The organism is Shewanella ulleungensis, from assembly GCF_014648315.1.
GTDB lineage: Bacteria > Pseudomonadota > Gammaproteobacteria > Enterobacterales > Shewanellaceae > Shewanella > Shewanella ulleungensis.
Genome location: NZ_BMQW01000001.1, coordinates 353,900 through 366,258, shown reverse-complemented (window position 1 = coordinate 366,258; position 12,359 = coordinate 353,900). Strand labels below are relative to the sequence as shown.

The window sequence follows — 12,359 nt, the reverse complement described above, 5'->3', positions numbered from 1 at the left end:
GTGGTCTTAACTATGTTAAAGATCTGTATACAAAGGTTGTGCCACATCACAAAAAATTTAAATGTACTTATTTATTAATGATTTAAAATAGATTGTAATAACTTAGTAAATGATGATAGGTAATTGTATTGACAAAATTGACACACACTGTCATTTTTGGTGTTAATTATGACAGTTACTGTTAGCGCAGTATTTACAGAAGTGATCACAATGAAAAATACCACCGTAGTACAATCGATGATCAACGCGATAGATAAGCCGGCAATATTTATCACCCCCGACTATATCATTCATGCTGTAAACCAAGCCTATATAGAAACTTACGACACCCAAGTGACATTGGGTAAAAGTCGCTGCCATGAAATATCCCACCATAGCAATGAACCCTGCGACAAACATGGCGAAGAATGCCCTTTGCAGCAATGTCAAAATACTGCAAGGGCTGCCAACGCAGTGCACATCCATAGCACTGCTCAAGGAAAATCCTATTGCGACATTTTAATGAAACCGATTAAAGATGATAACGGGATAATAATGGGGTTTCTTGAGATATTAGATTCCATTGACTATGCGTCAACAGAATCTAAAAAAGATGCCATGGTGGGTCAATCTGTTCCATTTAAACAAATGCTCAATAAAATCAATCGAGCTTCACAGTCCAATATTGCGGTGCTGTTGCAAGGTGAAACCGGTTCCGGCAAAGAGTTAGTTGCAAAAGCCGTGCATCAAGCGAGTAATAGAAGCGACAAACCGTTTGTGGTCATAGAATGTACCGGACTGAGTGAAAATTTATTTGAAAGTGAGTTATTTGGTTTTGAGAAAGGTGCTTTTACTGGTGCGACAACCAGTAAGAAAGGTCTGATTGAAATCGCCCATGGTGGTACTGTTTTTTTTGATGAAATTGGCGATGTTCCAATGAACATGCAAGTTAAGTTATTGAGGTTACTCGAAACACAATGCTATCGTGCTGTGGGTGGATTAAAGCAAAAACGTTCTGACTTCAGATTAGTCAGTGCGAGTCATAAAAACCTACTTGAATTGGTAGATAAAGGTGAATTTAGACGAGATTTATATTATCGCATTGCTGGTTTCCCAATATACCTACCCTCTCTCCGTGAACGACAAGATGACATCCCAACCCTGATCAATCATTTTATTAAACTGTCAGACTATAAACATAAAAAGTTTTCTGCAAATGCATTACAGCTACTGAGTCATTACACTTTTCCAGGCAATATTCGCGAACTTAAAAATATAATCGAGCAGTCAGCGTTAATCGCTAATGAAGATTTGATTCATAGTAGTGATTTACCTGAAAGCGTCAATGCAACCACCAGCAAGACAGCAACTCAATCCACAACAGACTTTGAGGCTAATACCGCTAATCTCATTGAGACTAAAATGATGAGTTTGGATGAGATTGAATCAGAATACTTAGCACAAGTGTGCCAACAATTTACAGGTTCGCCAGCTGAATTAGCCATTGTACTCAATGTGAGTGTGCGAACCTTATATCGTAAATTACAGCGCTACGGTTTAAAGCTTAATGATAAGTGATACTAACGCGATCAATTGTGATGCAAGAATGAATGTTTCTTCTGGCAACAGCGCTTGATATGCACTGTTTCGCTTAATTCAATATCGCTGTCGCCATGTTCATGGGAGTCACAATGTCCACCATGGCAACCACTTTCACCGTGATGATGATCGCAACACCCTCCTTTTCCCTGTTTAGCGATATGATTCGTTGAAGGTCGGCCCTGCGATGCTTCAAGATATGGCTCACATTCAGCTAAATGTTCGTTGGCAAAATAAGCAATCTCTGTACGGCCGTTTTTGGCATGAAAGACTTCTAGTTGTTGATTAAGTAACTTGGACAACAATTGTTGGCCAATATTCCTAACAATCACTCTATTAGCACCATGAGCTTGTATTAGCTCAACTAACTTTCGTTTGCCATCACAACCAGAGGTTAAAGCTGGGTTAATGAAACTCGCCACAACCTCAGCTTGTTCATTAATCATCAGCACACTGTCTGCTTTACTAAAATGACTGGCAATATGTTCATCTTTCATTGGTATGGCAGTAATCATGGTGTCCTCTCTTGCAGATATTTCTCTGCGATAATTAAAATATTTTGGGTACCAGTTACTCAATGCTTGTAAATTACACTCTGTAGTAATTGGCATATGCTACTTATATACTTATTTATAGCATATGCCAAATACTTTATTGCTATTTTTACTGTTACTTCACACTGTCTGTATTCAATCCTTGTGACATCCGGCTTTCGCTTTATTTAGATTTGACGTTATTAGTTATGAGAAATTGCCTTAATTGATCCCACTGACTAAAAGCACTGATTTTATACTTCACTTCCTTCTGCAATCGTTAGTAGCAAACCGCCACAGAAAAACTAACAACATTCAATCAACGTATTAGCGTATTAGCGTATTAGCGTATTTAAACTGCTCGATGCAGTCTTTATAGCAAGTGCTTATCGCAAACAATAAACACAGTATGTGAATAATCTAACTAGCATGGTGTTGGATTGATTGAACATAAATCAATTACAGCTGCAACAATCATTAAATATCTAAATATTAAGCCAACATCGTGACAATAAAATAAACCCTATAATTAGCAACAACTTAAATAAGCAACAACCCTTACCTAACAACAAAACGGCTGTGCGTTTGTGATCTAAATCAAATAATCACTTGATAGTTAGAGGTCTAATCATTAGTATTGTTATTAATTGAACGTTCAATTAATAACGTTTCAACGATATAAGGATGTCACTAATGCCAAGACCTGCAATGAAAAACGTCAGACAACAACAGCTCATTGATGCCACGTTAATGTCAGTCGAACGTCATGGATTACAACACACCACAATTAATACGATCAGTGGTTTAGCGGGCATGTCATCAGGGATCATCAGCCACTATTTTGGTGGTAAACAGGGGTTAATTGAAGCCACGCAGAAATTCTTATTAGAAGAATTAAAGCAAGCATTACTGGCAAAAACGTCAGGCAAAACATTAACGCCAATGGCAAGGTTATCGATGATTGTTGAAGCGAACTTTACAGAACTTCAACGTTCAAGTGCGGCAACAAAAACATGGTTAAGCTTCTGGTCTCAAGCGATGCACGATCCCGGATTAGCCAGATTGCAATACATCAATAACCAACGCCTTTATAGCAACCTGCTTTTTTCATTTAAACAATTATTACCCAAAACAGACGCCATTAATGCTGCCAAACAAACCGCGGCAATTATTGACGGATTTTGGTTACGCAGTGCATTAAGTCACAGCCCTGCTGAAGATTTTAAGCAAGCCCAAATTTTATCTAAAGCCTTTATCGAGGCTGTGATCGTGCAACACGGAGAAATTGAATGTCAGCGTTAATTACCTATCAAAATTATGTTCACGGTAAATACATATCTAATGACAGCGGAGAAACCTTCGAAGTCATCAACCCTGCCACTGGTAGCGTGAGTTACTTAGTTGAAGTTGCAACTGAGTCAGTACAACAAGCGGCAATCGAAAGTGCAGAAGCCGGTTTTGCTGTATGGTCAAAAATGACCCCTATGGAACGAAGCCGCATTTTATTAAAAGCTGTCGCACTTTTACGTGAACACAACGATGAGCTTGCAGCGGGTGAAGTACTTGATACCGGTAAACCTTGGCAAGAAGCCTCTGTTGTTGATGTGGTGACCGGTGCAGACTCAATTGAGTTTTTTGCAGGCTTGGCACCAAGTCTCGAAGGCAATCAACAACCTGTTGGTAATGACTTCTATTATACCCGCCGTGAGCCTTTGGGCATTTGTGCTGGGATTGGTGCTTGGAACTATCCATTACAAATTGCTTGTTGGAAAGCAGCTCCAGCATTGGCATGTGGCAATGTGATGATTTTTAAGCCTTCAGAAGAAACGCCACGTGGCGCAATGCGTTTAGCCGAAATATTCACTCAAGCAGGCGTACCCGATGGCGTATTTAACGTAGTTCAAGGTGACGGCCGTGTGGGGGCGTGGTTAACCACTCATGACGATATCGCCAAAGTATCATTTACTGGCGAAGTCGGTACAGGGACCAAAGTGATGGCCGCTGCCTCTAAAACATTAAAAGAAGTCACTATGGAGCTTGGCGGAAAATCACCGTTAATCATCTTCAATGATGCCGATATTGAAAATGCAGTATCAGCAGCCATGCTGGCTAATTTTTACACCCAAGGTGAAGTGTGTACCAATGGCACACGTGTATTTGTTCAAAAAGACCTGTATCCACAATTTATTGAACGATTAAAGCAACGCACTGAAAATAATATTGTTTGCGGCGATCCAATGGATGCCGAAACCAATTTTGGCGCGTTGATCTCACGCGCTCATCAACAAAAAGTGCTTGAGTATATCGCGATTGGTAAAAAAGAAGGCGCAACCTTATTAACTGGTGGTATGACTTTAAGCCCTGCAAATGCACCACACGGATTTTTTGTTGCTCCCACCATATTTACCGATTGCACTGATGACATGACCATTGCCAAAGAAGAGATTTTTGGACCGGTGATGTCAGTGTTTACCTTTGATAATGAACAAGAAGTGATTCAGCGAGCCAATAATACTCACTTAGGTTTAGCCGCTGGCGTATTTACCCAAGACATTACTCGTGCTCACCGCGTTATTCACCAAATGCAAGCGGGTATTTGTTGGATTAATGCTTATGGCGCATCGCCGGCAGAAATGCCAGTGGGTGGTTATAAAATGTCTGGTATTGGCCGTGAGAATGGCTCAGAAACATTAAAAGCATATACACAAATTAAAGCTGTTTACGTGGGTATGCAGTCACTTGAAAGCCCATTTTAGGAGTGACCCAAATAATGTCTAAGCAAATATCCCATCAATACGATTATATTATTGTCGGTGCAGGTAGTGCAGGTTGTGTACTGGCCAACCGCTTAACCGAAAACCCAGACAATAAAGTATTAATTTTAGAAACCGGCGGCAGCGATAAAAGTATTTTTATCCAAATGCCAACCGCCCTTTCTATTCCAATGAATACTAAAAAATATGCATGGCAGTTTGAAACGCAAGCAGAGCCTCACCTAGATAACCGTCGCATGCACTGTCCTCGCGGTAAAGTGTTAGGCGGATCATCGTCAATTAACGGCATGGTGTATGTTCGCGGTCATGCTCGTGATTTTGACGAGTGGCAACAACATGGTGCAAAAGATTGGAACTACGCCCATTGTTTACCGTATTTCAAAAAAGCAGAAACGTGGTCTTTTGGCGGTAATGTTTATCGTGGCGACAAAGGCCCTCTTGCTGTCAATAACGGTAATGAAATGAAAAATCCCTTGTATCAAGCTTTTGTTGATGCGGGTGTCGATGCCGGCTACCTGGCTACCGCAGATTATAATGCCAGCCAACAAGAAGGCTTTGGCCCAATGCACATGACGGTTAAAAACGGCGTTCGTTGGTCTACCGCAAATGCCTACCTTCGCCCGGCGATGAAGCGTGATAATTTAACCGTGATTACTCATGCGTTAGTGCATAACGTTATTATGCAAGGCAAAACTGCTGTTGGTGTGCGTTATGAACGTAAGGGCGAAATGATCGATGTGCACTGCAATAAAGAAGTGCTGTTGTCAGCAGGCTCTATTGGATCGCCACACATTTTACAATTGTCGGGTATTGGCGATAAACAAATTTTAGCAGAAGCAGGAATTGAAACTGTGCACCACTTACCTGGCGTCGGTCAAAACTTGCAAGATCATTTAGAGTTTTACTTCCAGTTTAAGTGTTTAAAGCCTATTTCACTTAACGGCAAGTTAGACCCTCTTAATAAGTTATTTATTGGTACACGCTGGATTTTAAATAAATCAGGCTTAGGCGCGACAAACCATTTTGAATCTTGTGGCTTTATTCGCTCAAAACCCGGCCTAGAATGGCCAGATTTGCAATATCACTTCTTACCTGCAGCAATGCGTTATGACGGTAAAGAAGCTTTTGCTGGTCACGGATTTCAAGTTCACATTGGCCACAACAAGCCAAAAAGCCGTGGTGCGGTAACCGTAGTGTCAAAAGATGCCAAGGTTGCGCCACAAATTCAGTTTAATTATTTATCGCATCAAGATGATATAGAAGGCTTTAGAGCTTGCGTACGTTTAACCCGCGAGATTATTAATCAACCTGCATTAGATGAATACCGTGGTGAAGAAATTCAACCAGGCTTAGCCATACTAACCGACGAGCAAATCGATGCGTTTGTACGTAGCTCAGTTGAAAGTGCCTACCACCCTTCTTGCTCATGCAAAATGGGTGAAGATGCAATGGCGGTTGTCGATTCAGACACTAAAGTACATGGAATTAAGGGCTTAAGAATAGTTGACTCGTCTATTTTCCCGACAATTCCAAACGGTAACTTAAACTCACCAACCATTATGGTCGCAGAGCGTGCAGCCGACATCATTTTAAACAAACCCATGCTCACACCAAGCTTTGCCAAAGTGACTATCGCTAACAATTGGCAATCTGAACAACGCCTAACCGCTCCTAAAAGAACGGTGAGTTAACACAGTAAATTTAAGTAAAAGGTCATTGGTCAACCTGCAATTTTGTAAATGACCAATTTAGCTATGTTCAATCTATCAGGGTTTAACTATCGACAACGATACTTAAGGCTTGAGGGCATAACAGCCTTTAAACATTGTTCTATGGCGCAATATAAAACATACAACAAGGAGCCAACACCATGTTTGCACACACAATTAAATCAGGAGTTAAGTAATGACAACCTGGTTATCAATAGGTATTTTATTTACATTCGCCGCTATTGCATTTGTGATTTATCGCTGGGGTAATATGCAATGTATTGGTGTTACACCTGTACGTAAGTTTACTTTTATTGCAATTCTTTTTACTTCTGGCTTAGATGTGGGGCTGATTATGTTCCCACTGACTGAATTTGCCGGATATGCAGATTTAGCAGCTAGCCCAGAATATGGTTTTACCAACCCTCTGGCCATAGAGTTCGGTTTTTGGGCTTGTTTAATTTGGGCATTTTACTTTTTAACCTGTTTCTATTTCTGTGTTATTGAACCTAGAGTGAAGTACTTCGAAATTCCGTTAATTAAATTTATCAATAACTTAGTTATTATTGGTACATGTGCATTTACGGCATACTTACTACTCACTAACCTCCCTTGGTATTTACCTAACTTAGGTGATGGTGAATCGGTCGTTAGCACATTCTATTTAATTGTATTTATGGTGATTGCCGCTGCAGTATACTCAAGCACCAGCATTAAATATGTACGTTACTTAAGTTTAGGCAGTACATGGTTGTTCTTTGGCTTAATCGCGCTAATGTGGTCTGGAGCGTTTTTGTCTGACGACTCAAGTGTAGGCGAGTTCTTTACTACTTTTGCTTTGATCGGTGGCTACTTCTCAAATATGCATGAGTTTGTATTACCAATGAACGATTACCATGAGTTCTACCTATTTTGGTGGTTTGCTTGGAGCATTATGATTGGTCAATTTACCGCACGTTTTGTTGGCGGTATGAAAACCTATCAAGTACTACTGGCGATGATGATATTCCCGTCAATTCCAATCGCAATCTGGTTTACTGTACTTTATTACTACAGCGCAAATGGTATCGACACATCTGGGTTCTATAACCTGGCAATGGTTATTGTTGGTGTTACCTTTGTGATTAACTCATTAGACTCGCTAGTGCGGTTGTACACTGATAATTTAAACCTAACTGTAGAGCGTTTTGGTAAAGTACCATACATCATAGGTAATGTTGTCCTACTAAGCGGACTTACCTTATTGTTTAAGTTAGACTTCTTAGAAATTCAATGGGTTGGAGCATTAGCTATTGCCCTTATATTAAGTTGTTTCTTCTTTATTTTAAAAGGCCACTTATCTAAAGTGGCAGACATTGAACGCTCACCAAAAGCGAACAAAATTGATTTTACAAAAATCGAGTTATTGGATTAATTAATAATAATACCCAAGGAATGATAATGAACACCAAAATGAAAACACTTGCGCTATTAAGTCTATTTGCCCTTCCGACATCAGTAATGGCAGGCGATTTAAGCACTACAATTAACGCAACATCGGATTACACCTTTAATGGTGTAAGCCAAACAGACAACGACCCTGCACTTCAAGCTAGCCTTGATTACGCAATGGATGACGGTTGGTATGTCGGTGCATGGGCATCAAATGTTGACTTTGGCAGCGGCGAAGACACTTGGCTAGAACTTGATTTCTATGCGGGTAAATATTTTGAGCTCAATGACCGTGTGTCACTAGACGCTGGTATTGCGTATTACACTTACCACGGTGATGATGCATCTGATGACTATTACTACCCAGAAATCTACACTAAATTTGGCTATACCTCATCACTAGGTCAAAGTGAATTAAACTTCTGGTTCTCATGGGATTACTTTGGTTTAGATGCGGGCCATTACATTGCTATGGTTGCTCACACGTTTACCATAGCCGAAGGCCATGACATTCGTGTCAGCTTTGACCGCTCAACATCAAATGATAAAAACAAGTGGTCATGGGATGGCGACAAGTCATATAACCACTACCGTGCTGAGTACATGACTAGCTGGGAAGGTTTTGACTTTAACGTTGCGGTTGAAGATACCAGCATGGATACAGATTTAAGTGATACTCGTGCGGTACTTTCAGTCTCGCGCACATTTAACCTGTAATTTGATTTAAGCGACATAAGCAGAATAACGGCTCGCTGTTATTCTGCTTTTTTTTGATTTTACACATGAGTAATAACCTTATATCTGTTAAGGTGCGGGCAAAATTGCTAACTCTTTGGTCTAGAGGACATTATGGAAAAGTACGAACAATTATTAATTTCATTACGCCGAGTGATCAGAGCTATCGATTTACATTCGCGTCAATTGAATAAACTGTCTGGTTTAACTGGACCGCAACTTATGGTGATGAAAAAAATCCATGAGCTTGATGCACCATTAGCAAAGCAAATTGCTCAAGAAATTAATTTAAGCGCCGCAACAGTCACCACAATTATAGATCGATTAGAAAGCCGAAATCTGGTGATCCGTACGCGTAGCGAAACCGACAAACGTAAAGTGCATTTATCTTTGAGCGATGCAGGTAATGAATTACTTAGCAGCTCACCAAAACCTCTTCAAGAGCATTTTATTAAACATTATCAAAATCTTGAAGAATGGGAACAAAGTCAATTATTGTCTGCTGTAGAACGAATAGCATCAATGATGGACGCTGATGAAATAGATGCTGCACCAGTATTACTCGTAGGTCAAATCCAAGCCGAAGCGGCGCAGTAAACAGGATTATTTCGTTTTATAAAAAAAGAAGCGAGCTAACTGCTCGCATCTTTTTGATACATAATAATTTACCAAGGTAAATCTTGGCCATTTGAATGCTTGAACACGCCTGACGTCTTCATCGAAAGCTCATCAATTAACCCGACTAATCGAGACGCTGATTCAATAGCAGAAATATCCCCTCCATGATTAACCATGTCTGTTTGCACATAACCGGGATGATATATACCCACAGAAATCTGTCTTGGTGATAAATCATGACTCAGAGACATTGACGCTGCATTTAGTGCCGCTTTAGACATTCTGTAACCGTAACGCCCTCCTGACGTATTGTCAGTAATTGAGCCCATACGTGAAGTGATCATAGCGACCTTAGCACCATCGACTAATTGATATTGTAAACAAGACACCACACGCAATGGTGACAGCGCGTTGACTTCAAATTGTTGTCTTATGGTGTCCAGATTAAGGTGGTCAAGTTTTTCGTCACGTAAAATACCAGCATTACAAATTAACAAGTCAATCTTTATCCCACGTAAACTCGTTTGCATGATGTCTATACCCGAGTCTTGGGCTACATCAACGCCTTCTATTACTTTTACATTGTCACCTAAGGCTGCAAGTTCAACAGATGTTTGACGACAAAGGGCATAAACAATCTGATTTTGCTGCGCATATAATGTCGCAAGTGATAAACCTATCCCGCGATTTGCACCGGTGATTACGATAGTCTTCATGCTGGTTCCTTATTGTCACTAGATTCAACGGCAATCATTTTGCCTTTAAACGCGCCAAATAATGCAATACATGCACCAGTAAAAGCGGCAAATGAACAAATTAAACGATAATCGCTGTTCTCAAGAAAGAAATTAGTTACGCTAAACACCAATAAAGTCAACATGCCAATATTTTTAATTCGCATCATTTTAGGTTCGAACATCAGCCAGGTGCTGCATTTAGGGCATTGCGCTTCGACACCATTATCGCCTTTGCGGACTACTTTTAATGCTCTTCTGGCAAATTGACTGTTACAGCTTGGACATTCCATTTTATCAACCTCGTTTATCTCAATCATATTTCTCTCGATTACAATATGATAACGCGCAGTCGATGTCTGATAAAGTTGCAATGCAGATATCATTTTATGACACTGTAAAAACATATTTGAATGAACGCTCAAAATAGTTATTGAACAGTCGTTACAGTTAGTTTATAGTCTTTACATCGTTTAAAAGGTTATTGCTAACTTAATAAATATTGGAAATACGATGAAATATTCTATTGGTTTTGATGTGTATGGCACTCTAGTCGACCCAGTTGACATGGGACAACACCTTGAGAATCTTATTGGTGATAGAGCCTCTGAATTTGGTCAATTATGGCACGATAAGAAAGTAGAATATGCATTTAGGCGCGGGTTAATGCAGCAATATGCTGACTTTACGGTGTGTACACATCAGGCGCTACAATATTGTTTAAATGTTTATCAAATATCATTGTCCCCTGCAGAGCAACAGCAGTTAATGGCACGGTTTGCCGAGTTAAATGCTTTCGATGATGTTATCCCAGGGCTTAAAAAGCTCGTACAGCATGGACACCATCTAGCGGCATTTTCAAATGGACCTGAATTGTCTGTACGCAAGTTGATGGCAAATTCGCATATTTTGCCACACTTACAGCAAGTTGTTAGTGTTGATGATTTACAGACCTACAAACCCAATCCTGATGTATATCAATACTTAGTCGAACGCCTGCAGGCTGATATAAATTCTTGCATGATGGTATCGAGTAATCCTTGGGATGTTATTGGCGCTAAATCTGCAGGTTTAAAGGCTGTATGGGTCAAACGAAGTCCGAGTAAATTATTTGACCCGTGGGAAATTCAACCTGATTTGATCGTGAGTGATTTGATTGAATTAGCAACACTATTAAATACTTAGTAGTTAATTACCGTTTGCAACCGATTGTTTGCAACCGATTGTTTGCATAACGTTTGTTTACGACACATTGTTATCGTTTTCATATTTAATGAATAGCGTTACTACATTATCGAATTTAAGGATATTTTATGAGTAATCAATATGTTCCGCCTAAAGTATGGGTTAACGAAGCCAGCACAGCAAACAAATGGGCCAATATTAACAGCCCGGTTTCTGGTGCTCGATTTGAAAGAGCTCTGCCTGTAGGTGAGCATGCATTACAGTTATATTCACTAGGTACACCTAATGGCCAAAAAGTCACTATTATGCTTGAAGAGCTATTAGCGCTTGGCGTAAAAGAAGCTGAATACGATGCGTATTTAATTAATATCAGTGAATTAGATCAGTTTTCATCTGGCTTTGTTGGGGTTAACCCAAATTCTAAAATTCCTGCACTAGTGGATAAATCAGGTGCTGAAGATATCAATGTATTCGAATCAGCATCAATTTTAGTGCATTTAGCTGAAAAATTTGGTCATTTCTTGCCTAAATCAGGCCCTGCAAGAACGCAAACCTTTAACTGGCTATTCTGGGCACAAGGCTCAGCACCATTTCTTGGCGGTGGTTTTGGTCATTTCTATGCTTACGCCGATGAAAAGCAAGAATACCCAATCAATCGCTTTGCGATGGAAGCTAAACGCCAGTTAGATGTATTAGATAAGCAATTAGCTAATAACACCTTTATTGCGGGTGAAGACTTTACCGTTGCCGACATGGCTATTTGGCCATGGTATGGCAATTTAGTATTGGGTAACTTATATAGTGCAGCTGAGTTTTTAGATGTAGCTAGCTATAAAAATGTTGTCCGATGGGCTAATCAAGTATTACAGCGTCCTGGCGTGCAACGTGGCCGTATCATTAACAAGTCTTGGGGCGAAGCAAACGAAAGCTTAGCTGAGCGTCACAGTGCTGCGGATATCGATGCTGTGCTAAACAGTGAAAAATAACCTGTACTAAGCACGACGGGTATTTTCAAACCAATAAAAAACCTAGCAATGATTGCTAGGTTTTTTGTTGGTTAAT

The 12,359-nt window shown here is 40.0% G+C and carries 12 protein-coding genes; 9 read left to right on the top strand and 3 right to left on the bottom strand.

Annotated elements, in window-relative coordinates:
• Positions 1 to 237 precede the first annotated feature (237 nt).
• The gene (locus IEY40_RS01575; RefSeq protein ID WP_188953456.1) at positions 238 to 1,557 is read left to right on the top strand and encodes a sigma-54 interaction domain-containing protein; all 1,320 of its coding nucleotides are present in this window, start codon (positions 238 to 240) and stop codon (positions 1,555 to 1,557) included.
• A gap of 11 nt (positions 1,558 to 1,568) precedes the next feature.
• Here the strand turns inward: IEY40_RS01575 and IEY40_RS01570 are convergent, their stop codons facing one another.
• Positions 1,569 to 2,093 (bottom strand): NifB/NifX family molybdenum-iron cluster-binding protein, encoded by a 525-nt coding sequence (locus IEY40_RS01570; RefSeq protein ID WP_188952689.1) that lies wholly within the window; start codon positions 2,091 to 2,093, stop codon positions 1,569 to 1,571.
• A 711-nt stretch (positions 2,094 to 2,804) separates the two neighbouring features.
• On the opposite strand from IEY40_RS01570, the gene betI reads away from it, so the two are divergent.
• The 6 genes from betI (at position 2,805) to IEY40_RS01540 (ending at position 9,357) form a co-directional block, all read left to right on the top strand.
• Entirely contained in the window at positions 2,805 to 3,413 is a 609-nt protein-coding gene (betI, locus tag IEY40_RS01565; RefSeq protein ID WP_188952687.1) for a transcriptional regulator BetI, read from the top strand.
• Positions 3,401 to 4,867 (top strand): betaine-aldehyde dehydrogenase, encoded by a 1,467-nt coding sequence (betB, locus tag IEY40_RS01560; protein WP_188952685.1) that lies wholly within the window; start codon positions 3,401 to 3,403, stop codon positions 4,865 to 4,867. Before betI ends, betB begins: the two co-directional genes overlap by 13 nt.
• A 14-nt stretch (positions 4,868 to 4,881) precedes the next feature.
• Positions 4,882 to 6,576, top strand: coding sequence for a choline dehydrogenase (betA, locus tag IEY40_RS01555; protein WP_188952683.1), 1,695 nt, complete (start codon positions 4,882 to 4,884; stop codon positions 6,574 to 6,576).
• A 214-nt stretch (positions 6,577 to 6,790) separates the two neighbouring features.
• Complete coding sequence (locus IEY40_RS01550) at positions 6,791 to 8,008, top strand: BCCT family transporter (protein WP_188952682.1); 1,218 nt, start codon at positions 6,791 to 6,793, stop codon at positions 8,006 to 8,008.
• A gap of 26 nt (positions 8,009 to 8,034) precedes the next feature.
• The gene (locus tag IEY40_RS01545) at positions 8,035 to 8,742 is read left to right on the top strand and encodes a TorF family putative porin (RefSeq protein ID WP_188952680.1); all 708 of its coding nucleotides are present in this window, start codon (positions 8,035 to 8,037) and stop codon (positions 8,740 to 8,742) included.
• A gap of 132 nt (positions 8,743 to 8,874) precedes the next feature.
• Positions 8,875 to 9,357: a MarR family winged helix-turn-helix transcriptional regulator gene (locus IEY40_RS01540; RefSeq protein ID WP_188952678.1), complete on the top strand. Its 483-nt coding sequence runs from the start codon at positions 8,875 to 8,877 to the stop codon at positions 9,355 to 9,357.
• Between the two features lie 68 nt (positions 9,358 to 9,425).
• On the opposite strand, the gene IEY40_RS01535 is transcribed toward IEY40_RS01540, so the two are convergent.
• Together IEY40_RS01535 and IEY40_RS01530 are read right to left on the bottom strand one after the other, a co-directional pair.
• Complete coding sequence (locus IEY40_RS01535; RefSeq protein WP_188952676.1) at positions 9,426 to 10,094, bottom strand: SDR family oxidoreductase; 669 nt, start codon at positions 10,092 to 10,094, stop codon at positions 9,426 to 9,428.
• The gene (locus IEY40_RS01530) at positions 10,091 to 10,432 is read right to left on the bottom strand and encodes a zinc ribbon domain-containing protein (RefSeq protein ID WP_188952674.1); all 342 of its coding nucleotides are present in this window, start codon (positions 10,430 to 10,432) and stop codon (positions 10,091 to 10,093) included. Before IEY40_RS01530 ends, IEY40_RS01535 begins: the two co-directional genes overlap by 4 nt.
• A 193-nt stretch (positions 10,433 to 10,625) precedes the next feature.
• Between IEY40_RS01530 and IEY40_RS01525 the strand changes: the two genes are divergently transcribed.
• Together IEY40_RS01525 and yghU are read left to right on the top strand one after the other, a co-directional pair.
• Positions 10,626 to 11,297 (top strand): haloacid dehalogenase type II, encoded by a 672-nt coding sequence (locus IEY40_RS01525; protein ID WP_188952672.1) that lies wholly within the window; start codon positions 10,626 to 10,628, stop codon positions 11,295 to 11,297.
• Positions 11,298 to 11,425: 128 nt separating this feature from the next.
• A complete protein-coding gene (gene yghU / locus IEY40_RS01520) occupies positions 11,426 to 12,283 on the top strand; it encodes a glutathione-dependent disulfide-bond oxidoreductase (RefSeq protein WP_188952670.1) in 858 nt (285 codons plus the stop codon).
• Positions 12,284 to 12,359 lie beyond the last annotated feature (76 nt).

Excerpts from the sequence above, each read along its gene's own strand:
- IEY40_RS01575 (WP_188953456.1), top strand. The coding sequence starts at position 238 with ATGATCAACGCGATAGATAAGCCGGCAATATTTATCACCCCCGACTAT.
- IEY40_RS01570 (WP_188952689.1), bottom strand. The coding sequence starts at position 2,093 with ATGATTACTGCCATACCAATGAAAGATGAACATATTGCCAGTCATTTT.
- betI (WP_188952687.1), top strand. The coding sequence starts at position 2,805 with ATGCCAAGACCTGCAATGAAAAACGTCAGACAACAACAGCTCATTGAT.
- betB (WP_188952685.1), top strand. The coding sequence starts at position 3,401 with ATGTCAGCGTTAATTACCTATCAAAATTATGTTCACGGTAAATACATA.
- betA (WP_188952683.1), top strand. The coding sequence starts at position 4,882 with ATGTCTAAGCAAATATCCCATCAATACGATTATATTATTGTCGGTGCA.
- IEY40_RS01550 (WP_188952682.1), top strand. The coding sequence starts at position 6,791 with ATGACAACCTGGTTATCAATAGGTATTTTATTTACATTCGCCGCTATT.
- IEY40_RS01545 (WP_188952680.1), top strand. The coding sequence starts at position 8,035 with ATGAACACCAAAATGAAAACACTTGCGCTATTAAGTCTATTTGCCCTT.
- IEY40_RS01540 (WP_188952678.1), top strand. The coding sequence starts at position 8,875 with ATGGAAAAGTACGAACAATTATTAATTTCATTACGCCGAGTGATCAGA.
- IEY40_RS01535 (WP_188952676.1), bottom strand. The coding sequence starts at position 10,094 with ATGAAGACTATCGTAATCACCGGTGCAAATCGCGGGATAGGTTTATCA.
- IEY40_RS01530 (WP_188952674.1), bottom strand. The coding sequence starts at position 10,432 with ATGATTGAGATAAACGAGGTTGATAAAATGGAATGTCCAAGCTGTAAC.
- IEY40_RS01525 (WP_188952672.1), top strand. The coding sequence starts at position 10,626 with ATGAAATATTCTATTGGTTTTGATGTGTATGGCACTCTAGTCGACCCA.
- yghU (WP_188952670.1), top strand. The coding sequence starts at position 11,426 with ATGAGTAATCAATATGTTCCGCCTAAAGTATGGGTTAACGAAGCCAGC.